Genomic DNA, 21951 nt, shown 5'->3' with positions numbered 1-21951 from the left:
CCGGTAATGATTTGAATCCTCCCCTCCCTGAAGGGAAGGGGATTCCTGGCTCAGGCCGCCTCCTGGAGCAGCGCTCCAGGAGGTCTTCCGCCATCAGCGCCAGCCGGGTTGAGACCAGCCCGGACGAGCATGACGCGGGCGGAGTTCTTGTCCCGAGGGGACACATTTTCGCACGCGGTGCAGGTGTAGGTGCGCTCACCCAGCGGCAGGCGATGCTTGGCTCTCGCATCGCAGTGCGCGCAGTCCATCGTGGTGTGCGCGGGGTGGACGAGGCGGATGTCCCGCCCGTGCTTGCGGCCCATCTCGATCAGAGCCGACTTGGTCGCGCCGATCGCGGCGTCAGCGGCCTTGCGGGCCATGGTGGTCCTGGCGAGGAACTTCGGGCGGAAGTCCTCGACCGCGATGGCGTCGTGGTCGCGGACCGCCTTCTTGGCCCACTTGCGACCGGCCCTGACCAGCGACCACAGGCACACGCGTTCACATCACCCCGGCGATGCCGACAGCGGCACGGGCACTCCGCGCCCCGAACCAGACGCGGCGACGCTCCGCGTCGCGACACCCGGATGCGATTCCTCCCCGGCGTGAACGCCAGGGCCTCCTCGCAAGAAACAGGTGAAGTGATCTACGGATTCATCGGTGGGGGACGGGCGGCGACATCGAAGGACGTCAGCAGGGGCCCATCACGCTCTCACTCGCAAATCGGTGTCTGGAAGAACATGACAAAGACGTTAAGCCGGTTCCGTCGGCCCCGCACACCAACCTGTTCGCCGCCCCGGCGTCGGCCGGGCCTTCGGCGAGCGCCCGAGGTCAGCCGTTTCCTTCCGGGAAGCTCAGCACCGCTGGCACCAGCGCCCACGAACACATCGAGGCCCTCCGGGCCGCGCCGACACTCCGGCATGAGCAGAGTCGCGCAGGGCCGGAACGGTCGCTCGACCGTGGTGCGCGAAGCGGATCATCCTGATGGCCCAGCCGGTTCGGTCTCTCGGGCCGGACGGGCGCTGTCGCGGGTGACGGGCCCACTCGCGCCGTCCTCTTCACCGGAATGTCGCTGACGAGAGGCCTGATGATCGGGACCGGCTTACCGTTGAGCCCATGTGTCAGGTCCAGTGCCCGACAGCACAGTCGGGTACGCACTCGTGAAGGGCGGCACGACCGGATGGACGACTATCTTCGACGGATCGCAGAGTGCAAAGTCGATACGCGTGAAATCAAGCACAGCCTTGAGTGCGGTCCGAAGATCACCCTCACTGGCCTCGACGGAGCTACCGAGACGTCGAAGACGGAGACGGCGCTACAGTATTCGGCCGTCCGGCGCGCGTCGTTGTACGACGCGATACGGGAGATGCATGCGTACGAATCGGCGATCGGAGAGAGAAAGCGGCGGATTGATGGTGACGGTCTCTTGCACACCCCGCGAGAAGGGTGAAGGCGACCCGGGGCGGGGTCGTGGAGACCCGGCTCGATGAGAGTGGCTGCTGTTGAGTGGGGATGGCTGTGATCAACACGGAGATGGGGGACCCCGACCCGTGTCCCGCGGAGCCCGGGGGACGGACCCTGGGGGACAAATACTTCATGGAGTTCGCGAGGCTGGTGCATGTGAGCCTGAGGAGCTTTTGGTGGGGGGAGCCACTGGGTGCCCTCCTGGGTGCCATGGGCGGCGCCTGGCTCGGCCATGACGACGACCTGCCGATGGAGCCGGTGCTCGGAGTCGCCGCGTCCATGATCGGTGTCATAATCGGGGCTGTGTTCGCCGTACTGGCGATGATCACAAGGGCCTGTGACACCGCTTTCCTGAAGAAGGCGAAAAAGGCGCGCATCCTCCCCATGACCGACTACCTGTGGCCTTTCTTCACCATCGTCGCCATGGGAATTCTTGCCACGGCTTCGCTGCTGCTGCTGGCCGGAGTTTCCGAGGAAGCCCCGGACGAAATGCGCATGGTCGCAGGGGCGCTGGCCGGATTCTTCGTTCTCTGGACGCTGGCCAGCCTCCCTCCCGCCCTGGGAGTTCTCGTTGTATTCACGCGCCTCATCGAGAAAACCGCGAACATCAGCGATTGAGGCCCGTGAAGGGGCCCCCGGTGCGGCACCGCGAACGGTGGCCGCACCGGGAGCTGTGCCTCATTCGTCGACGTTCAGTTCCAGGTGGGTGAGAGGGCCGTGCAGGGTGATGTAGCCGTCACCGTAGGCGGACCGGTAGTGGCCGGTGCCGCCGATGATGCCGGTCTTGGCGGTCACCGGCTCGTGCGGCCTGTAGGTGATCATGTCGCTGAGGGTCAGCGTCCCGTTCTTCAGCCGCAGCACGCGCGTGCACTGTGTGGTCACTTCGCCGTCGACCACGTGTACCGCGCCGCACTCCGACTCGCCGTCACCGGCGTACGTGGCCTTCCCCTTTTTCTTCGCCGTGTACAGCTTCAGATGGGTCACCCAGCTGTCGCCGGTGCGGATGTGTTCGGGTGTCGTGTCCACCACGTTGACGCCGGTCAGCACGACCTTCTCGATGTCGTTGCCCTTGTCGGACTGCTCGGCCTGTGCGGCCGCGGCAGGAAGAAGGGCCAATGCGGTGGTGAGGGCGGCGACGACGGCGCCACGGGCAGCTGAATTGCTCACGCGATCTCCTGGGGAACGACCGGCCTGCGAGGGGGCGAGGGAGCGCACGCGACGTCAGTCATCGACGTGGAGGTCGAAGTGGACCCGGTCGCGCTCCAGAGTGATGTAGCCCTCCCCCTCGGCGTCGTTGTAGATGCCGGTGCCTCCCGCGATGGCCGTCTTGGCGGTGATGGGCGAGTGGTCCACGCGGGTGATCACGTCGTGGAGGGTGATCTCCCCCTTCTTCAGGCGCAGCACGCGCGTGCACTGGGTGGTCAACCGCTGGTGCGTCGCCTCGACGGCGCTGCACCGCGCGCTGGCGTCCCCGGCGAAGCGCTTCTTCGTGTCGTACAGCTTCAGGTAGGTGACCCAGCTGTTGCCGGTCTCGACGACCCAGGGATCCGTGCCGCCCGAGGCGATCCCTGTGAGCCGGACCCGCACGATGTCCTTGTCCCCGACGTCCGCCGAAGCCTGCGCGGACACGGACGGAAGGGTGAAGACGGCGGTCAGCGCGGCGGCGGTCACAGCGCGACGGACATGGGCAGCGGGCATGGATCCTCCAGGGGGAGAGGCATGTGCCCCGGTTTCCGGAGCACAGACGGCTCATTCCACGCACCGGAATCCCGTTGATCAACGCACCTCGCGCGTCCGGAACCCACCTACACTCGGGCAGGTCAACGAGTCGCCACCCATAAGGGTGGTGGAACACGACAGCCGCTCCACGCCGTCCGCTGTCGACGCACAGGGGGGAGCACGCCGTGACGACCATCGCGGTGACCGGGCACCTGGATCTGACCGAGGGCACCGTTCCTCTGGTGCGGGCGGCCCTGGACGCGCTGCTCGGGCCGTATGCCGCCGACGGGCGGCTCGTCGGGGTCTCCTGTGTCGCCAAGGGGGCCGACACCCTGTTCGCCGAGGCCGTTCTCGCCCTCGGCGGGCGGCTGGTCGTCGTCACCCCGTCCCGCGACTACCGCCGGAACACGGTCGAGGCCGAACACGGCGCCTCCTACGACCGGCTCGTGGAGGCCGCCGGGGAGGTCGTCGTTCTTCCCTACGAGACGGCCGGCCGGCAGGCGTACGAGGCCGCCAACGCGGTACTCGTCGAGCGGGCCGATCGTCTCGTCGCCGTTTGGGACGGCGCTCCGCCCACCGGCAGGGGCGGCGGCACCGCCGATGCCGTCGTCGCCGCACGGGCAGCCCGCATACCCGTGGACGTCGTCTGGCCGGGCGGGGCCGCTCGGCGAGGGTGAGGGGTGCGGGGGACAGCGGGATCCCCGGGGTGCGGCCGGCTCCATTCCCGGTTCGGTGGGGGACCGCATGGCTTCGGGGACTCGGAAGCGGGACTGTTGGAGTAAGGCGGGTCCCGGAAGCGCTGGGTTCCCGGACGGAGGGAGACTCCCATGAAGTCGACGCGGCCTTCAGAGACGAGTGCCACCGAGCGGCAGGACGAGGGCGGGTTCGGTCCGCTGCTCGTCGCGTGGGATCTGACGCACCCCGCCCCCGTCGCCGACCCCGACTGGAGGCACCTGCTGGACGAGATGGTTCACCCCGGTACGACTCGGGCGTTCCACCGGCTGGCCGAGGCCGAGGCCGCGGCCCAGACCGGGGTTCAGACCGGGACCCAGGCCGGGACCCAGGCCGGGGCCGGGGCCTCGGCTTGAGGTCGCGTTCGTACGGGGATCGGGACTGACCGCGGTGACCCCAATTGCTGGCGGTGTCGTGCCACATCGGACTTGGGGCCCCGACTCGGTCAAGCGGCTGCCGGGGCCCGTCGCGTACGCCGTCCGTCTCAGGCGGTCGTCAGGATGACCAGTCGCTGCGTCGCCCGCGTCATCGCCACGTAGTGGTCCACGGCTCCCTCGATGCCCTCGCCGAAGTCCTCCGGGTCGATGAGGACCACCAGATCGAATTCGAGGCCCTTCGACAGCTCGGGGGTCAGGGAGCGGACCCGGGGCGTCGTACGGAGCGGCGTGCGGGAATTCGTACGGAGCGGCGCGCGGGATGTCGTACCGGATTCGGGGGCCGCGATGACACAGGCGATGCCGTCGGCGTTGGCGGCCAGCCAGGTGTCCAGGGTGTTGTCCAGGTCCGAAGCCGGGCCGTGTACGACCGGGACGCCGCCGCTGCGGATCGAGGTCGGGACGTTCGCGTCCGGGAGGGCGGCCCGGATCACCGGTTCGGCCTCCGCCATGATCTCCTCCGGCGTCCGGTAGTTGATGGTCAGGGAGGCCAGGTTGACGCGGTCGAGGCCCACGCGCTTCAGGCGTTCCTGCCAGGACTCCGTGAAGCCGTGCCGGGCCTGGGCGCGGTCGCCGACGATCGTGAAGCTCCGGGAGGGGCAGCGCTGCAACAGCATCTGCCACTCCGCGTCCGTCAGCTCCTGCGCCTCGTCCACGACGATGTGGGCGAACGGCCCGGCGAGCAGGTCGGGGTCGGCGGTGGGGAGTTCGGAGTTGTCCACCAGGCTGACCTGGGCGTCCTCGCCGCGGAGCATGTTCACCAGGCCGATGTCGTCGTCCCCGTCGGCGCCGGAGTTGGCCACGGCCTCGATCAGGTTGTCGACGACCTGGGTCATGCGCTCGCGCTGGGCGGCGAGGGTGGCCGCGTGCCGGCGCTTGCGGCGGGCCGTCTCCGGGTCGCCGAGGCGTTGGCGGGCCGCGTCCAGGAGGGGGAGGTCGGAGGTCGTCCAGGCCTGGGGCTCGTCGCGCTGGAGGCGTCGCACCTCCTCGCGGTCCAGCCAGGGCGCGCACATGCGCAGGTACGCCGGTACCGACCACAGGTCTCCGACCACATCCGTCGCTTCGAGGAGGGGCCAGGCACGGTTGAAGGTCGTGACCAGGTCCCTGTTCTGGAGGAGGGACCTGCGCAGGAGAGCGGGGGAGGGGGAGGCGGCGGTCTCCGGATCGGGGTCGGGGTCGGCTTCGGCGTCGTGCTTGTCCGTCAGGATGGTGAGCAGTTCCTCCCAGACCTGGTGCCGGGCCTCGTTGTGCGGGGTGCCCGGTTCCGCCGCCTCGAAGGCCGCGGTCCAGTCGGCGGGGCCCAGCCAGATGTCGGACCAGGGGGTGGTGACCGTCATGCCCTTGGTGGGGGGCTCCTCGTAGAAGCGGACGGCCTTCTCGATCGAGCCCACCAGAGCCGCCGACGACTTCAGGCGCGCCACCTCCGCATCGCTCTCCGAACCGGCCGCCGCCCCCTCCGTGACCAGGTCGCGCAGGATGCACGTCTGCACACCCTCCTCACCGAGGCTCGGGAGGACGTCGGCGACGTAGGAGAGGTACGGGCGGTGCGGGCCCACGAAGAGGACACCGCCCCGGCGGTGCCCCAGACGGGGGTCGGAGTGGAGGAGGTAGGCGGAGCGGTGGAGGGCCACGACGGTCTTGCCGGTGCCGGGGCCGCCGTCCACGACCAGGGCACCACGGGAACCGGCGCGGATGATGGCGTCCTGGTCGGCCTGGATGGTGCCGAGGACGTCCCGCATGCGTTCCGACCTGTTGGTGCCCAGGCTGGCGATGAACGCGGACTGGTCGTCGAGCGCGGCGGCATGGTGGTCGGTGAGCCCGTCCAGTTCGTCCCGGGAGAAGATCTCGTCCCAGTAGTCGCCGATACGGCCGTTGGTCCAGCGGTAGCGGCGGCGGCTCGTCAGGCCCATCGGGTTGGCGTGGGTCGCGCCGAAGAACGGCTCGGCAGCCGGGGAGCGCCAGTCGATCAGCAGCCTGCGCCCTGTAGCGCTGTCCGTGAGGCCCAGGCGGCCGATGTACACGGGGTCGGGGTCGTCCGTGCTCACCATGTGGCCGAGGCACAGGTCCAGACCGAAGCGGCGCAGGGTGCGCAGGCGGGCGGTCAGGCGGTGGATCTCCGTGTCCCGGTCCATCGCGTGCCGGCCCAGGCCGCCGGGGGCCCTGCGCGCGGTGTCGAGCTGGGCGGACACCTCGGCGATCGACTGTTCGAGGCACGCGGCGAGCGCCGCGAAGTACCGCTCGTCGGCGGCGATCAGGGCCGGGTCGGCCTTGGCGGAGAGGCGGTCGGGGAGGTCGAACGCGCTGGGAATGGTCGGGGGGGTCACTTCATCTGCTCCGAACGCTCCGAATGTGAGGTCGCTTACGACCATGGTCCTGCTGGGTGGTCCTGTTCGATGTCCCTCGATGTCCTGCTCGATGTCTGCTGGGTGGTCCGCTCGACGGGTCTGCGACCCCTAGGCCGGAGATTCTGCGCCACGACGGGGGCCTTGCCGCAAGCCCCCCGGTGCGCTATACGTTGAAAGTGGCAAGGAGAGTGTGTTTTCTCCTTGCCTTTGTTTTTGGCCGGTCGCGGCGGAGTTGCGACGGCGGGGCTGGGGAAGCGCACAAGGCATGCCGGACGACACACCGGAAGACATGCAGCAAGACATGGCCGACCACGTCCTTCGAGAAGTCGTGGCGGAGATCCGCAGGTGGTCGTCGGAATGTCACGAGCACAGCCCCAGGAACATCAGAGTGGTGTCGACCACGCGTGACGCCGCACATGCCTTGTTGTATCCGGGCAGCGGATCCAGCGACCAGCCGGTGTTCTTCGCCTCCGCCGAGGGCGACTTCCACCTGATCGGCCCGGGGCCCACGCGCACCGGGGTGTGGGCCGGGTTGTTCGTCACCTATCCCCCTGCGCGCGTCACCACGTTCACGCTGAGGCCGCAGGCGTACGTCCCCCGGTTGGAGCTTGGTCAGCTGGGCCGGGTGTACACGGCGGACCGCAGCAGGTGAGTGCGCCGGTCACGACGCTGCGTCGTGTCGGCGCGGCGCCGTGCACCCCCATCACGACGGCCCGGCTGAGAGCCAGCCGCTGCTCTGTCGACCGCTGACCTGCGGCCCGCACGCTCGCCGGTCAGCCTGCGGAGTCCGTCCGCTGCCGGTGTGCCGGAGTGTCGGGCCGCTGGTCCGTCTGCGGGGGCGGCCCCAGGAGCGCGTCTGTCACTGACCGGGTTCGTGCTGCTCGTCCTCCACGGTTTCCGCGTCGACGGTTTCGTCCTCGTCCTCGATGTCGGGTGCGGGCAGGCGCAGCCCCCGGGACTCGGCGACGCGCAGGGTGTCCGTCAGGCACTCGGCGAGACGGATGCCCGCGTAGCGGACCTCTGTGTACGGCGAGGTGGGGTCGTCCAGCACCGTGCGGGCGAGGTCGAGTACGTCGGTGCCGGTGGCGAGCTGGGTGGCTTCCAGGTCGTCGGCGAGGCGGGAGAGGTGGCCGCCTTTGTGGTCGGTCACCAGGTAGGAGGGTTTGCCCTCGGGGGACGGCCAGGGCAGGAGCCGGAGCGCGCGTCCGCGACCGGGTACGGGCGTGCCGTTGAGGTGTTCCATCAGGCGGCTGCCTTCCGCATGCCGACCAGGTGCTGGTCGAGGTCGATCCCGAAGTCGGCGGCGAGGACGAGCGCGAGACGGCGGCGCTGCTGAAGCACGGCCTCCTCTTCATGCGCGGCGAGGTAGGGGCGCACGAGGGCGGAGGCGGAGCCGTCGATGGGGCCGTGGAGGCCGTACGGGGAGCGGTGGCGGGGGAGGCTGGAGGACGCGGGGGTCGGCGCGGGGGCGGAGAGGTGGCGTACGGCGGTGACGTGCAGGCAGAGGTAGGGGCGGTGACGTGGGAGGCGCCGTTTGCCGGTGCCCGAGGAGAAGAGGAGGCGCAGCCATTGGAGGGCGCGGGGGATAAGGTCGGTCATGTCGACGCTCCTTGTAAGCGTGGGCCGTGCCCCGGGAGGTTGCCCCCTCGCCGGGGTCTTTCTGTCTTCGACGCTACACCTGTACGCAGCCCTCTGCATACAAGTGAAGAGGGATCCACACGATTGTGCAGGTCGCTGCCGCTCTACGTTGGACGTATGAGCGATACGGAACAGCCGAAGGCAACGCTGGACCCGATGAGCGCGAGACCGCTCTACGTGCAGCTGGCCGACGTCATCGCGGGAAAAATCGCGTCGGGCGAACTGGCGCCGGACCGGCCCATCCCTTCCGAGAACCACCTCGCCGAGGAGTACGGCGTTGCGCGACTCACCGCGCGGCGCACCGCACAGGAACTCCGCGAGCGCGGCCTGATCGTCACCGTGCGCGGCAAGGGCTCCTTCGTCGTCGAGCAGCCAGTCGGCCAAGCGCCCGCAGAGGGCGAACCGACCACCTGAACGGCCGCGCGTTGCCGTCACCCCCCTTGCGCGCGTCACCACGTTCACGCTGAGGCCGCAGGTGTACGTCCCCCGGTTGGAGCCCGGTCGGCTGGGGCGCGTGTACGCGGCGGATCCCACAGGTGCGGACTCGTAGGTTCCGGGGCCTTGTCAACGGCCCTGACGTCCTCTGACGCGGACGCCGAGAACGCCCTCCTCGCCATGCTGAGTGAACCTGCCCGCACGTGGTGGACGGGCGTCTGCCGGTGTGGGTTCGGTACCCGGCCCAGCGGCTGGTGCTCCCTGGTGCTCCTGCGGCGGCCGGACGAGCCCGCGTTGATGCGGGTGGCCACCTTCGTTCACAACATCGGACGGGTATCTGCCCGCAAGGTGGGCGCCTGATGCCTCCGTGGCCTTGCGTCAGGTCGAGATCCGTCAACTGCATGTGTTCCGATCAGTGGTGATGTTCCAGATCGGCTCCTGCTGGACGTCGCGCGCACACCGCCATGCATCGCCACGCGTAGTTCATCCATGTGAACAGAAACCACGTACCGATCTATTGACGTGTTCAGGCCATCCTCCGACACTCATCAGGGGAAAGCGCTTTCTGATCGAGTGAACCTGAATGAATCGGCCAACCCGTCCAGGAGATCAACGATGCAAAAGACGCACGTGAGACCCGTCATCGCGACGGTGAGCGCAGGTCTGGTGGCAGGCCTGCTGGTCGCGTTGTCCGGTACGGCGGCGCAGGCAGCGACCACGCGGTACGAGGCCGAGACGTCACCGGCCGTCTGCACCGGCACGATCGACTCCGACTGGACCGGATACTCGGGCAGCGGATTCTGCAACGGCACCAACGCCGCAAACGCGTACGCGCAGTTCACCGTGACCGCACCCGCATCGGGCACGGCGACACTGTCGGTACGGTTCGCCAACGGCACCACCGCAGCGCGGGCCGCGAGCGTCACGGTGAACGGCGCCGCCGCCGCGACCACGTCCTTCGAGTCCACCGGCACGTGGACGGGATGGACCACCAAGACGCTGACCGTGCCCGTGACGTCGGGCAGCAACGTCATCCGGATCAACCCCACCGTCGCCACCGGGCTGCCCAACATCGACTACCTCGACGCCAACGTGCCCGACGGCGGCACCACCCCGCCGCCGGCCGGCTCCGCGCTGTACGTCTCGCCGAGCGGGACGGACTCCGCGGCCGGTACGATCTCCGCCCCCACCACCCTCACCTCGGCGATCAGCAGGATCACCGCCGGCGGGACCATCTACCTGCGCGGCGGGACCTACGCCCAAGCGTCGACCGTCACCATCCCGGCCGGCAACTCGGGGACCGCCGCCGCCCGTACGAAGCTGTCGGCCTACCAGGGTGAGACGCCGGTCCTCAACTTCTCCGCGCAGAGCGAGAGTTCCTCGAACCGCGGACTTCAGATCAACGGTTCCTACTGGCATGTCCAGGGGCTGGTCGTCGAGCGCGCCGGGGACAACGGGATCTACGTCGGCGGCAGCGACAACGTCATCGAGCGGACCGTGACGCGGTACAACCGGGACACGGGGCTGCAGTTGGGGCGGATGGCCTCCAGTACCCCCACCGCCGACTGGCCCTCGGACAACCTGATCCTGAGCGCCGAGTCGCATGACAACGCCGACTCCGACGGGGAGGACGCGGACGGGTTCGCCGCGAAGCTCACCACCGGGACCGGGAACGTCTTCCGGTACGCCGTGGCCCACAACAACATCGACGACGGCTGGGACCTCTACACCAAGCCGGACACCGGGCCCATCGGACCGGTGACCATCGAGGACTCGCTCGCCTACGAGAACGGCACGCTCAGCGACGGCTCGCAGGCCGGCAACGGCGACCGCAACGGCTACAAGCTCGGCGGCGACGACATCTCCGTGAACCACATCGTCCGGCGCAGCATCGCCTACGACAACGGCAAGCACGGTTTCACGTGGAACAGCAACCCGGGCACCATGGCGGTCTCCGGGAACGTGAGCATCGACAACACCGAGCGGAACTTCAACTTCGACGGCGGTACGTCGGTGTTCCGCGACAACACGTCATGCCGCAGCGGCAGCGGTACGAACGACCGGATCGTCGGCAGCTCCGACAGCTCCAACCAGTTCTGGTCCGGGACGAACGGCTCCCGCTGCTCTGCGTACTCCGGCGGCCTGCACTGGTCCTTCGGCGGCGACGGCAGCCTCGACGTCACCTTCGGGTGACATCGGGAATGGCATCGGGGTGACATGGCGCCCCCGCCCGCGACGGTTCGCCGTTGCGGGCGGGGGCGTTCTGCGGGCCGGGCCGTGTGGTCGCCCCAGGAGCCGTGCCGCGCACCAGGACCAGCGGGTCACCAGACCCGGCCGACGGCGACCCCTCCGGCACTGTGGCTCCGCCGGTGCTCAGCCCTGCGGTTCGGAGATGTTGACCATCCACGGGGTGCCGAAGCGGTCCGTGCACATGCCGAAGACGTCGCCCCACATCTGTTTGTCGAGAGGGACGGAGACCGTGCCGTCGGCGGAGAGCTTCTCCCACCAGCCGCGCAGTTCGGTGTCGTCCTCCCCGCTGAGGCTGACGGAGAAGTTGGTGCCGGGGGTGTACTCCATGCCGGGCGGGGTGTCGGCGCCCATGAGGGTGAAGCCGCTCGGGGTTTCCAGCATGCCGTGCATGATCTTGTCGGCCTCCGGGGTGTCGGGCCGGCCGAAGTCGCCGAAGGTGTGCAGCTTCAGGTCGCCGCCGAAGACCTCCTTGTAGAACTCCAGCGCCTGCCGGGCGTCGCCGTCGAAGCTGAGGTACGGGTTGAGTCGCGAGACCACGAGAACCTCCTGAAAGCGGATCAAACAGAGCGAACGGTCAGTTGTCCGGAGACTAGCCCCAGCCACTGACAACGGCATGCCGTGGTCTCCGTCACAAACGGCTGTCGGCGCGTCAGTCTTCACAACGTACCCATCGGTAGCGGGAGTCCCGACTGTTACTTTCGCTTTCAAGATTCCCTCACCCCCACCGAGGCCTCCCATGCCCACCCCCTCCTCCGTCGTCCGCGCGAGCGGTCGGCACCGTAAGGCCAAGGCCCCGAACCCGGCGCTGCGACGTGCGGCCGTGATCGCCGTGGTCGCCCCCGTCGCCGGGACGATCCTGGCCGGGACATCCGCCTTCGCCGCCGACAAGGCGACCGTGAAGGCCGGTGCCACCGAACTCGACGCCGCCGAGCAGAAGATCGCGGACAACCTGAACACACGCAGCCAGGACACGCGCCTCGGCAGCAAGCTCGGCGGTGTCGTCATCGACGCCGGGTCCGACAAGGTGGTGTGGGGTCACGACGCGGACACCGCGCTGATGGCCGCGTCGAACACGAAGCTCGCGACCTCCACCGCCGCGCTGACCGTGCTCGGCCCGGACCACCGGATCACCACGAAGGTCGTGTACGGCGACGGCACGCTGACCCTCGTCGGCGGCGGCGACCGCACCCTGACGACCGACGACCTCGACGCGCTCGCCAAGACCGCCGTCGCCGGGCTGAACAACGCCGGCCTCACCTCGGTGAAGGTCCGTATCGACGACAGCCTCTTCCCCGAGCCGACCCTCGCCAACGGCTGGAACACGGGCTACTACCCCGATTCCGTCGCACCCGTACGCGCGCTGGTCGTCGACTCCCACAACGTCGACGACACCTCCCTCGACGCGGGCGGGGTCTTCGCCAAGCTCCTCTCCGCGCGGGGCGTGACGGTCGACGGCGGGGTGACCCGTGGGGTCGTCGGCAAGGGAGACGTGCCCGTCGCCTCGCACACGTCCGACAAGCTGTCCACGGTCGTCAAGCAGATGCTCAAGGTCAGCGACAACGACATCGCCGAGTCGCTGCTGCGGCTCACCGCGCTCGGCGCGGGCCGCTCCGCCACCTTCGAGGACGGCACGGCCGTCGTCCGCGACGTCCTCACCCGGTACGGCATCTCGCTCGACAACTTCGAGATGTACGACGGCAGCGGGCTGTCCCGCGCGACCCGTATCCCGGCGCGGACCATGGCCGACATCGTCGACCTGGCCGCCGACCCCCAGCACGCCCAGACGCTGAAGTACATCATCGACGGGCTGCCCGTCTCGGGTGAGGCGGGCGCCACGCTGGGCCCGGAGTTCGGCCGCTTCGACACCGCCGACTCCAAGTGCGCCGTCGGCCAGGTCAAGGCCAAGACCGGTACCCTCACCGGCGCCGTCGCCCTGAGCGGTCTGACCAAGGCCCAGGACGGCGAGTGGAAGGTCTTCTCCTTCATCGAGAACGACTCCACCGCCGGGCCGTCCGACATCAAGGACGCCCTGGACGGCCTCGCGGCCACGGTCAACGGCTGCTGGGTGTAGCGCGCACCCTGAAGACTCACGGACGCCGGCTGTGGGGACGGCCGGCGTCCGTGGGGTACGGCGACGACGTACGCGTGTGTCGTGCAGAGGCGCCCGGTCTCAGAGGCCGAACTCCTGCGGGGACAGGCCGAGGGTCGCGCAGGCCTCGCGCAGGACCTGCTCCTCGGACTGGGCGATGTACCCGTCCGCGCCCGCCACCACGAAACCGGTCTGTACGACCGCCCGCGCCTCCGTCGGCTTCTTCGCGGCCTTGGCGATCTCCTGCAGGGCCTCGGCCTTGCCCTGCTGGAAGTTGAACGACAGCTGGTCGACGTGCTTGTTGAAGCGCTGCCGCAGCTGGTCGGCCGGGAAGTTCTGCAGGACGTCGTTGTTCAGGATCAGCGACTCCACGTGCTGCCGCTCGTGCTGGTCCACGTTCCCGTCGGCGGCGGCGACCAGGGCGCACATGGCCATGCTGGCGTCCCGGTAGGCCCCGCTCTTCAACTCCGTCTTGAGCGAGGTGAGCTGGGACTTGAGCGCGCTCACCAGCTGGGCCTTCGAGCCGCCGGAGGACCGACCGGAGCCGGAGGACCCGGTGGAGCCCATGGGCCCCGCGCCGGGCCGCCCGTGTCCGGTGCCGCCCCGCGCCCCCTGTGCCTGCTGCAGACCCTTGGCCTGGTCCTTGATCCGATCCCACATCGCCATGCGTGCCACCTCGGCTTCAGCCCGTGTCGTGCCGGTCGTTCCGGTCGTCCGCGTGCGCTCCGCACGTCTCCCGGTCAACGGCTGTCGGCCCCTCCAGAGTTCCGCATCGAGTGCACCCCCGTACGTGCGTCAGGTCGAGAACGGCGACCAGGCACAGCTGCAGCCTGGTCAGCCCGCCCAGTTTGGTCCGCAGGTTGGTGACATGGAACTTGACCGTGCGTTCGGATATCCCCAGCGCCCGCGCGAGTTCGCCGTACTGCGGGGAGCCGACGAGCTGTCCGAGGATCTGGCGCTCCCTGCCGGTGAGGCTGTGCAGACGGGAGAGGGCCGTACCCAGGGTGCCGCGCAGGGGCTCGGGCAGTCGGCACAGCCCGCATGTGTTCGTCATCAGATGGGTTCCGATGGATTCGGATTTGCTCAGCGCGGCTCGGGTCGCTTCCCGTCCGCTCGGTGTCGCTCAGGTCAGTGTGGCCGCCAGCCGCAGTCGGCTCTCCAACTGCTCCTTGGCCAGCGCCAGGGTCTCCGCGTTCTCCTCGATGAGCCGCTGCTGGTAGGCGCCGGCCACCGCGTAGCGCACGCCCACGAAGTTGACCCGCTCCTTGCAGCGGACGTCGGCCTTGGCGGCCGTGACCGCGTCGGGTCCGGACAACTTCGCTTCGGCGAATCCTAGTTGGACCGCCGCCTTGAGGGGGTCGGTGACCTGGTAGCCGGCCTTCGCCATACACGTCGACCAGCTCTTGTCGACCGCGCGGACCCGGGAGTCCTCGCGCGTCTTCGAGTCGGCCTCGGCCTTGAGGTTGAACACGAAGAGGAAGTCGACCTCGTTCGCCTTGCGGGCGTACAGCTGGAGGAAGGACTCCCGGACGCAGCCGCCGACGGGCACCCGCCGCCCGTTGAGCCGCACATCGCTGCCGCCGGACTTCTCGGCCTCCTCCAGGGTCGCGGGAACGTCCTTCGGGTCGAGGCCGTCCTCACCGTTGAGGGCGAGCCGCTCGGCCTGCGTCAGCCGCTGCCCGCCGTCGGGCGCCCGCGAAGTGCCTTGCCCCTCGGCGGCGTTCGCCATTCCGGGGTTCAGATAGCCGTAGCGGGCGGCCGTGTCCGGGTCCACCAGGCCGAAGACGCGGGCGTTCGACGCGCCGGTGGAGGGGATGCGCTGTTCGGGAGGCCGGTACGTGAATCCCAGGCGGGACATGCACCGGCCGGTCAGGACACCCTGGGCCCGGCCGAGCGTGTTCTGCTGCTCGGGGGTGGCCTCGTAGGCGTCCAGCGGAAAACTCACACCCGCGGTTCTGAGCATCGCGGGCGTGGTGGTCACCTGTGGTTCGGCGCCACCGCCGGAGCCGTCCTGTCCACCGGCGGAGCAGCCCGCCAGGGCGAGGACGGCACCGACGGCCGCCGCGCGATATCGGTTCACGCGATATCGGTCAGAAGATCACGTACGAGGCCGACGAGATCTCGTTCTTGAACGTCGAGGTCGCGTCGCCGATGTACCCGGCGGGCAGCGTGCCGCGCGTGCCCTCCTGGTAGGAGTCGGTCCAGACGTACCAGTTGTAGCTCGCGCGGTTCCAGTACGACGCCGAGTTGTCGTTCACCGTCTGCCCCTCGCCGGGGCAGTTGCGGTAGGTCGGGCGGTCCAAGTACTTGTTGTCGGAGAAGGTGACGTCATAGGCGCCGAGGTCGAGGACGCAGCCGCCCCGGCCGGAGTTGTAGTAGAGGCCGAATTCCGTGGCTTCCTGGATGCCGTCTTCGTGGTCGGCCGAGGCCGGTCCCGCTGTGGCCAGCGTGAATCCGCCGATCGCGATCGCCGTCAGCGCGAGTGCCGAGGCGCGTTTCACCACTCTGTTGCCCTTCAACTTTCCCCCTTCGTACGGTTGAACCGTCAAGGTCCCGAGAGACCAGGGATGAGTGAATCAAGGCTCAAAGTGATCGTCTACTGTCCTCAAGGACAGGTAGACGATCAGCTCCGAACGCCCCTACGCTCAGCTATTCCATGATCAACGGGGGTTCGTCATGCACGCTCGCCCGGCCGTGCCCAGGTTCGCGGCGGCGGCACTTCTCACGTCCCTTCTCGTCTCCCTCGCCGGAACCGGCTGTTCCGTATCCGGTGCCGGTCCCGGTGCCGGTGCCGGCCTGACGGAGGAGAAGTCCCCCGCCCCGAGCGAACAGGAGCGGGCCTACTACGACTGTCTCGCCGAGAACGGCGTCGTCCTGGAGAACCGAGACGACGGGCTGCTCCGCGTGGACAAGGACCACAACGCCGACGCCGCCCTGGTCGGCGCCCAGGGCGAGTGCGTCGCCCTCCTGCCTGACGAGGCACCGCCCTCACCGGCTCCCGCCGCGCTCCTGGCGAAGGCGAAGAGGTTCAGCGCCTGTGTGCGCGAGAACGGCTTCCCCGAGTATCCCGACCCCGATCCGACCACGGGCGAGGCCGAGCCGGCCGACGACCGCGCGGGGCCCTACCGGACAACCGAGTTCGTCACGACCGCCGAGAAGTGCTCCTCCGGCGACGTGGGCGACGACATTGCCGGCGGCTGAAACCCGCACGCCGGAGTGACGACGAAGGACAGCGATAGCGATGACGCAGGTGACAGGCGTCGAGGCGGACGCGACGGTAGCCGAGGAGGAAGCCGCGGGTGCCGTGGTGGCGACGCGGGCCGGGGGCGTGGCCCGGCGGCGGCGGTGGGCCGCCGCGGTGGCTGCCGGGGCCGTGCTGGCGACGCTCGGGGGGCTCGGGGCGGCGCTGCTGGTGAAGTCGCCGGGGCAGGTCGCGGCGGAGGCGGGGGCGCCCGCGCCGGATGTGCTGACCGCGCCCGTGGAGCACCGGGTGCTCACGTCGTCGGTGATCACCCGCGGCCAGGTGGTGGCGGGCCAGACCGTCGAGGTGATCCCCCAGGTGACCGCGGGGGAGGGCACGGCGCGGCCGGTGATCACCAAGATCCCGGTACGTGCCGGCGACACCGTACGGGCCGGGCAGGTGCTGATGGAGGTCTCCGGGCGGCCCGTGTTCGCGCTGAGGGGCAGCCTCCCCGTCTACCGCGACCTGCGCCCCGGCGCCGAGGGCGACGACGTACGGCAGCTCCAGCGCGCGCTGGCCGCCCTGGGTCACGGCACCGCTCCCGACACCGAGGGCACCTTCGGCGCCGGTACGAAGTCCGCGCTCGCCGCCTTCTACGCGGCCGTGGGCTACGAACCCGTGTCCGCCGACGACGGCGACGGCGACCCGGTCGGGGACGCCCGCGACCAGGTCACCTCCGCCCGACGCGCTCTGGAGGACGCCGAGGACGCGCTGAGGGAGGCCACCGCCGCACCGGCGACGACCGGCGGTGGAACGAGCGAGGCGGCAGGGACCACCGACACCGCGGGCCTGCGCAAGGCCGTGCGCCGGGCCGAGGAGGACCTGTCCGACGCCCGTACGGAACTCACCGCCGCCGAGGCCGAGGCCGGGCCGATGCTGCCCGCCGCCGAGGTGGTGTTCGTGCGGAGCTTCCCGGCCCGCGTGGACACGCTCTCGGCCCGCGTCGGGGGTGAGGCGACCGGCACCGCGATGACGCTGTCCGCGGGGCGGCTCGTCGTGCGGGCGTACCTGCCCGAGTACCAGAAGGACCTCATCCGCGCCGGCCGGCGGGCCGAGATCTACTCCGAGGTGAGCGGTACGTCCGCCCGCGGCGAGGTCACGTCCGTCTCCGACTCGCCCGTGGCGCCGGAAGCGCAGGGCGGCGACCAGGACGCGCAGGCCCAGGAGCCCGCCGGGTGGCTCGCGGAGATCACCCCGGACAAGCCACTGGACGCCGACCTCACCGGACAGGACGTACGGGTCACCGTCGTCGCCGCGTCGACCGACGGAAAAGCGCTGGTCGTCCCCATCACCGCGATCAGCGCCGGCGCGGACGGCCGCACCACCGTGACCGTCCTCGAACCCGACGGCGGCAGACGCCGCGTCGAGGTCCGCACCAGCACCTCGGGCGACGGCTACGTGGCCATCACCCCGGCCGTCGGCACCGGCTCCCTGGCCGAGGGCGACAAGGTGGTCACCGGCGTACCCCGCACGTCCACCGGCGAGACCACGTCCACTGGAGGAACCCCGTGAGACCGCCGCCCACCCCACTCCTCACCACGCCACCACCCGGACCGGCCACCGAACCGTCGTTCGGGCCGGCCCCCGTCACCTCGCCCACCCCGGCCGCCACCCCCTCGTGCGCCACCCCCGTCATAGAGTTCCGTGGCGTAGGCCTGACCTACCCCGGGCCGCCTCCTGTCGTCGCGCTCAGGGCGTGTGAACTGACCGTCGGGCAAGGGGAGTTCGTGGCGGTGGTGGGGCCGTCCGGGTCGGGGAAGTCGACGTTTCTGAATATCGCCGGGCTGCTGGACGGGGCGACCAGCGGGACGTATCTGCTGGACGGGATCGACACGGGCGCCCTGGCGGACGCGGACCGCACCGCGCTGCGCGGGCGGCGCATCGGGTTCGTCTTCCAGTCGTTCCATCTGCTGCCCCAGCGCAGCGCGTTGGAGAACGTCACACTCGCCATGGTCTACAACGGCACCCCCCGCCGGGACCGCACCACCAGGGCCCGCCACGCGCTGGAACGGGTCGGCCTCGGCCACCGGATCGACGCCCTGCCCACCCGCCTCTCCGGAGGTGAACGCCAACGCGTCGCCATCGCCCGTGCGTTGGTGGCCCGCCCCTCCCTCCTGCTGTGCGACGAACCGACCGGCAACCTCGACACCGCGAACGCCGACTCCGTACTGGCCCTCCTGGAGGAACTCCACGCCGACGGCATGACCGTCCTGGTGATCACCCACGACCCGCTGGTCGCCGCCCGCGCCGAGCGCACGGTGGCGATCCGGGACGGCGTCCTCAGCGCGACGGCACCCGCGGCCGGGGCGGGCGCGTGAGGACGGCGAAGACCGTGCGGCTGATCCGCGCCGCACGCCCCCGGATCCGACGCCCCGTCCCGCTCTCCGTGTTCGGATGGCGGGACCTCCTGTCCGAGTCCCTCGCGGGCATCCTGCAACGCCCCGCCCGCTCCGTGCTGACCGCACTCGGCACAGTGCTCGGCGTGGCCACCTTCGTGGCGATCCTCGGCCTGACCGCCACGGCGTCGTCACAGATCGACACCCGGTTCAACGCGCTGAGCGCGACCGAGGTGACCGTCGAGGACGTCGCCCACGAGGAGAACGAGTTCGCTGGCCCCGCCTTCCCGGCGGACGCCGACGCCCGCATCGGCCGCCTGCACGGCGTCGAACACGCGGGCGTGTACTGGCCGGTGCGCCTCGGCCCGGACACCCCCGTGCGGTCCTCGCCCGTCGGCGACGCCGGCACCCAGGGCACGACCGGCACGGTCGACGTCGTCGCCGCCTCGCCCGGTGTGTTCGACGCGGCCGGTACCCGGCTGGCCGAGGGCAGGGTCTTCGACGCCTACGCCTCCGACGCGGCGGCGCCCGTGGCCGTCATCGGCGCGGGCGTCGCCGAACGGCTCGGCATCACCACGCTGGAGACCCGGCCGGCGATCTTCATCGGCGGTCGGCCGTTCACCGTCACCGGCATCGTCGACGGCACCGAACGCAAGGCCGACCTGCTGCTCTCGGTCGTCGTACCGCGTACCACGGCGGAACGGATCTGGGGCCCGGCGGAGGACGGCGGCGCGAAGATGCTTGTCTCGACCCGGCTCGGCGCCGCCACGCAGATCGCCCACGAGGCCGCGACGGCGCTGCGCCCCGACCACCCCGAGTACTTCAAGGTGCTGGCGCCGCCCGACCCCAGATCCCTGCGCGGCCAGGTCGGCGACGACCTCAGCCGGCTCTTCCTGCTGCTCGCCGCGATCTGCCTGGTCATCGGTGCCGTGGGCATCGCCAACACCACGCTGGTCGCCGTCCTGGAACGCACCGGAGAGATCGGTCTGCGCCGGGCGTTGGGGGCGCGCGGGCGCCACATCACGGTGCAGTTCCTGGCGGAGTCGGGCGTGCTGGGCACGCTGGGCGGCCTGGTCGGCACCTCCCTGGGCGTGCTGACCGTGGTGGCGGTCGCCGTCGTCCGCGACTGGACACCGGTGATCCACCCCGCCACGGTCGCGGCGGCCCCGGCCATCGGCCTGGCCACCGGCCTCATCGCCGGCCTCTATCCCGCCTGGCGCGCATCCCGCGTTCAGCCGGCGGAGGCGCTACGACGCTGAGCGCCGAGGCCTACGCACCTGCTGTCAGCGGCCGTTCCCCTTCGAGGGGGCGCGGCGGCGGCTCTGGGACGGGCGGCTGCGGCGGCCGCGCTGTGACGCGGCCGAACGGGTGGCCGGCTGTTCGGTGACCGGGGGCGCGAGGACGACCGGGACGCCCGAGGGGGCCTGGGCACCGGTGATGCGGTTCAGGTCGGCGCCGCCGGAGCGGACCCGCGTGGTCGTCGGGGTGATACCGGCGACGGCCATCAGCTGGGTCACCTCGCGGCGCTGGTGCGGCAGGACGAGCGTGACGACCGTGCCGGACTCACCGGCGCGGGCCGTACGGCCGCCCCGGTGCAGATAGTCCTTGTGGTCGCCGGGCGGGTCGACGTTGACGACGAGGTCGAGGTCGTCGACGTGGATGCCGCGCGCCGCGACGTTCGTGGCCACCAGGGCCGTCACGTCACCGTCCTTGAACTGGCTCAGGGCCCGGTTGCGCTGGGACTGCGACTTGCCGCCGTGCAGGGCGGCGGCGCGCACGCCGACCGCCAGCAGCTTCTTGACCAGCCGGTCCGTCGCGTGCTTGCTGTCCAGGAACATGATCACCCGTCCCTCACGGGCGGCGATCTCGGTCGTGGTGGCGTGCTTGTCGTCGTCCTCGACGTGCAGTACGTGGTGGTCCATCGTCGTGATGGTGCCCGCGGACGGGTCGACCGAGTGGACGACGGGGTCGTGCAGGTAGTCGCGGACCAGCCGGTCGACGTTGCGGTCGAGGGTGGCCGAGAACAGCAGTCGCTGGCCGTCGGGACGCACCTGGTCGAGGAGCGCGGTCACCTGCGGCATGAAGCCCATGTCGGCCATCTGGTCGGCCTCGTCCAGCACGGTGATCGCGACCCGGTCGAGCCGGCAGTCGTCGCGGTCTATGAGGTCCTTGAGGCGTCCGGGCGTCGCGACGACCACTTCGGCGCCGCCGCGCAGGGCGCTCGCCTGACGGCCGATGGACATGCCGCCGACCACTGTGGCGAGCCGCAGACGCAGCGCGCGGGCGTAGGGGGTGAGGGCGTCGGTGACCTGCTGGGCCAGTTCCCGGGTGGGTACGAGGACGAGGGCCAGCGGCTGCCGGGGCTCGGCCCGCTGTCCCGACGTACGGGCCAGCATCGCGAGACCGAAGGCGAGCGTCTTGCCCGAGCCGGTGCGTCCCCGGCCCAGAACATCCCGGCCGGCGAGCGAGTTCGGCAGCGTCGCGGCCTGGATGGGGAAGGGGGAGATCACCCCTTCGGCGCGGAGGGTCTCCAACAGCTGTGCGGGAAGTTCCAGTTCGTCGAACGCCTCGACCGCAGGCAGTGCGGGTGTGACCGTCACCGGCAGCGCGAACTCTCCACCGGTGGCCGCGGCGGGGCGACCGCCGCGCCGGCTCCGGCCGTTCTGGGCAGAGCCGTTCTTGGCCGCGCCGTTCCTTGCCGAACCGTTCTTGGCCGAACCGTTTTTCGGCGAGCCGTTCTTGGCCGCGCCGTTCCTTGCCGCACGAGAAGGAGCGCCCGGGTTGCCCGTCCCCGTCCCCGTCCCTGCTCCCGTCCCCTGCGAGCGGCTCCGGTTGCCACGCGGCGCTCCCGCACCGGTGGAACCCTTGTCCGTGCGGGTGGCAGAGCCCTGCTCCGTACGGGGGCGGGAGGAGCTGCTGCTGTTCGTACGAGCCGTGCGGTTCATGGGGACCTTCCTCGATGCGGCGACGCCGGTCACACACGAGCCGGGGCCCGCGCCTTTCGGGCGCGGGCCCCGGCTCATGCGTACGCGTCAGAGTCAGGCGGGAACGATGTTCTCGGCCTGGGGGCCCTTCTGGCCCTGAGTGACGTCGAACGTCACCTTCTGGCCTTCCTGCAGCTCACGGAAGCCGGAGGTGGCGATGTTCGAGTAGTGGGCGAAGACGTCCGGGCCGCCACCCTCCTGCTCGATGAAGCCGAAGCCCTTTTCCGAGTTGAACCACTTCACGGTGCCGGATGCCATGCTGAAACTCCCTTGATGCCAAGCCCGGGGCCCGCACTTTGCGGACCCGG

General features: G+C 70.3%; 24 protein-coding genes and 1 pseudogene. 12 read left to right on the top strand and 13 right to left on the bottom strand.

Going from position 1 to position 21951, the window contains the following annotated elements:
- Positions 1–50: 50 nt before the first annotated feature.
- Positions 51–446: pseudogene (locus tag OG622_RS23715) on the bottom strand (zinc ribbon domain-containing protein); the annotation flags it as partial.
- A 1126-nt stretch (positions 447–1572) separates the two neighbouring features.
- Between OG622_RS23715 and OG622_RS23710 the strand changes: the two are divergent.
- Positions 1573–2058, top strand: a complete 486-nt coding sequence (locus tag OG622_RS23710) for a hypothetical protein (RefSeq protein ID WP_371578636.1) — start codon at positions 1573–1575, stop codon at positions 2056–2058.
- A 60-nt stretch (positions 2059–2118) separates the two neighbouring features.
- Here OG622_RS23710 and OG622_RS23705 read toward each other — a convergent pair whose 3' ends face one another.
- The gene (locus OG622_RS23705; RefSeq protein ID WP_371578635.1) at positions 2119–2607 is read right to left on the bottom strand and encodes a hypothetical protein; all 489 of its coding nucleotides are present in this window, start codon (positions 2605–2607) and stop codon (positions 2119–2121) included.
- A 54-nt stretch (positions 2608–2661) separates the two neighbouring features.
- Positions 2662–3138, bottom strand: a complete 477-nt coding sequence (locus tag OG622_RS23700) for a hypothetical protein (RefSeq protein ID WP_371578634.1) — start codon at positions 3136–3138, stop codon at positions 2662–2664.
- A gap of 206 nt (positions 3139–3344) precedes the next feature.
- Between OG622_RS23700 and OG622_RS23695 the strand changes: the two genes are divergently transcribed.
- Both OG622_RS23695 and OG622_RS23690 read left to right on the top strand, forming a co-directional pair.
- Positions 3345–3836 (top strand): hypothetical protein, encoded by a 492-nt coding sequence (locus OG622_RS23695; RefSeq protein WP_371578633.1) that lies wholly within the window; start codon positions 3345–3347, stop codon positions 3834–3836.
- A 150-nt stretch (positions 3837–3986) separates the two neighbouring features.
- Positions 3987–4247: a hypothetical protein gene (locus tag OG622_RS23690; protein WP_371578632.1), complete on the top strand. Its 261-nt coding sequence runs from the start codon at positions 3987–3989 to the stop codon at positions 4245–4247.
- 128 nt (positions 4248–4375) lie between these two features.
- On the opposite strand, the gene helR is transcribed toward OG622_RS23690, so the two are convergent.
- Positions 4376–6694: an RNA polymerase recycling motor ATPase HelR gene (gene helR / locus OG622_RS23685; RefSeq protein ID WP_371578631.1), complete on the bottom strand. Its 2319-nt coding sequence runs from the start codon at positions 6692–6694 to the stop codon at positions 4376–4378.
- 367 nt (positions 6695–7061) lie between these two features.
- On the opposite strand from helR, the gene OG622_RS23680 reads away from it, so the two are divergent.
- On the top strand, positions 7062–7322 hold the full coding sequence (locus tag OG622_RS23680; protein WP_371578630.1) for a hypothetical protein: 261 nt from the start codon (positions 7062–7064) through the stop codon (positions 7320–7322).
- 207 nt (positions 7323–7529) lie between these two features.
- Here the strand turns inward: OG622_RS23680 and OG622_RS23675 are convergent, their stop codons facing one another.
- Positions 7530–7913, bottom strand: coding sequence for a hypothetical protein (locus OG622_RS23675; RefSeq protein ID WP_371578629.1), 384 nt, complete (start codon positions 7911–7913; stop codon positions 7530–7532).
- Positions 7913–8269 carry a hypothetical protein gene (locus tag OG622_RS23670; protein WP_371578628.1) on the bottom strand — a complete coding sequence of 119 codons (357 nt, stop codon included), beginning with the start codon at positions 8267–8269 and terminating at the stop codon, positions 7913–7915. Before OG622_RS23670 ends, OG622_RS23675 begins: the two co-directional genes overlap by 1 nt.
- 156 nt (positions 8270–8425) lie before the next feature.
- Between OG622_RS23670 and OG622_RS23665 the strand changes: the two genes are divergently transcribed.
- The 3 genes from OG622_RS23665 (at position 8426) to OG622_RS23655 (ending at position 10936) form a co-directional block, all read left to right on the top strand.
- A complete protein-coding gene (locus tag OG622_RS23665) occupies positions 8426–8722 on the top strand; it encodes a GntR family transcriptional regulator (RefSeq protein WP_371578627.1) in 297 nt (98 codons plus the stop codon).
- 147 nt (positions 8723–8869) lie between these two features.
- Complete coding sequence (locus OG622_RS23660; RefSeq protein WP_371578626.1) at positions 8870–9103, top strand: hypothetical protein; 234 nt, start codon at positions 8870–8872, stop codon at positions 9101–9103.
- Between the two features lie 255 nt (positions 9104–9358).
- Positions 9359–10936, top strand: coding sequence for a carbohydrate-binding protein (locus OG622_RS23655; RefSeq protein WP_371578625.1), 1578 nt, complete (start codon positions 9359–9361; stop codon positions 10934–10936).
- 180 nt (positions 10937–11116) lie between these two features.
- On the opposite strand, the gene OG622_RS23650 is transcribed toward OG622_RS23655, so the two are convergent.
- Positions 11117–11530, bottom strand: a complete 414-nt coding sequence (locus tag OG622_RS23650; protein WP_371578624.1) for a VOC family protein — start codon at positions 11528–11530, stop codon at positions 11117–11119.
- Between the two features lie 199 nt (positions 11531–11729).
- On the opposite strand from OG622_RS23650, the gene dacB reads away from it, so the two are divergent.
- Positions 11730–13064 carry a D-alanyl-D-alanine carboxypeptidase/D-alanyl-D-alanine-endopeptidase gene (gene dacB / locus OG622_RS23645; RefSeq protein WP_371578623.1) on the top strand — a complete coding sequence of 445 codons (1335 nt, stop codon included), beginning with the start codon at positions 11730–11732 and terminating at the stop codon, positions 13062–13064.
- A gap of 99 nt (positions 13065–13163) precedes the next feature.
- On the opposite strand, the gene OG622_RS23640 is transcribed toward dacB, so the two are convergent.
- The 4 genes from OG622_RS23640 to OG622_RS23625 all read right to left on the bottom strand — a co-directional run bounded on the left by OG622_RS23640 (position 13164) and on the right by OG622_RS23625 (position 15601).
- Positions 13164–13748, bottom strand: coding sequence for a tellurite resistance TerB family protein (locus OG622_RS23640; protein ID WP_371578622.1), 585 nt, complete (start codon positions 13746–13748; stop codon positions 13164–13166).
- A gap of 16 nt (positions 13749–13764) precedes the next feature.
- Complete coding sequence (locus OG622_RS23635) at positions 13765–14136, bottom strand: helix-turn-helix transcriptional regulator (RefSeq protein ID WP_371578621.1); 372 nt, start codon at positions 14134–14136, stop codon at positions 13765–13767.
- A 69-nt stretch (positions 14137–14205) separates the two neighbouring features.
- Complete coding sequence (locus tag OG622_RS23630) at positions 14206–15162, bottom strand: hypothetical protein (RefSeq protein ID WP_371578620.1); 957 nt, start codon at positions 15160–15162, stop codon at positions 14206–14208.
- 10 nt (positions 15163–15172) lie between these two features.
- Positions 15173–15601 (bottom strand): hypothetical protein, encoded by a 429-nt coding sequence (locus OG622_RS23625; protein WP_371578619.1) that lies wholly within the window; start codon positions 15599–15601, stop codon positions 15173–15175.
- A 157-nt stretch (positions 15602–15758) separates the two neighbouring features.
- On the opposite strand from OG622_RS23625, the gene OG622_RS23620 reads away from it, so the two are divergent.
- The 4 genes from OG622_RS23620 (at position 15759) to OG622_RS23605 (ending at position 19918) form a co-directional block, all read left to right on the top strand.
- Entirely contained in the window at positions 15759–16283 is a 525-nt protein-coding gene (locus OG622_RS23620; RefSeq protein WP_371578618.1) for a hypothetical protein, read from the top strand.
- Positions 16284–16323: 40 nt separating this feature from the next.
- A complete protein-coding gene (locus OG622_RS23615; protein ID WP_371578617.1) occupies positions 16324–17835 on the top strand; it encodes a peptidoglycan-binding protein in 1512 nt (503 codons plus the stop codon).
- A 122-nt stretch (positions 17836–17957) separates the two neighbouring features.
- Positions 17958–18641: an ABC transporter ATP-binding protein gene (locus tag OG622_RS23610; protein ID WP_371584189.1), complete on the top strand. Its 684-nt coding sequence runs from the start codon at positions 17958–17960 to the stop codon at positions 18639–18641.
- 20 nt (positions 18642–18661) lie between these two features.
- Positions 18662–19918, top strand: coding sequence for an ABC transporter permease (locus OG622_RS23605; protein ID WP_371584188.1), 1257 nt, complete (start codon positions 18662–18664; stop codon positions 19916–19918).
- 24 nt (positions 19919–19942) lie between these two features.
- On the opposite strand, the gene OG622_RS23600 is transcribed toward OG622_RS23605, so the two are convergent.
- Entirely contained in the window at positions 19943–21604 is a 1662-nt protein-coding gene (locus tag OG622_RS23600) for a DEAD/DEAH box helicase (RefSeq protein ID WP_371578616.1), read from the bottom strand.
- A 93-nt stretch (positions 21605–21697) separates the two neighbouring features.
- Positions 21698–21901 carry a cold-shock protein gene (locus OG622_RS23595; protein ID WP_005483357.1) on the bottom strand — a complete coding sequence of 68 codons (204 nt, stop codon included), beginning with the start codon at positions 21899–21901 and terminating at the stop codon, positions 21698–21700.
- Between the last annotated feature and the right edge of the window lie 50 nt (positions 21902–21951).

Origin of the sequence: Streptomyces sp. NBC_01314, assembly GCF_041435215.1 — a bacterium.
Classification (GTDB): domain Bacteria; phylum Actinomycetota; class Actinomycetes; order Streptomycetales; family Streptomycetaceae; genus Streptomyces.
This window is presented reverse-complemented; position numbering and strand designations above follow the sequence as displayed.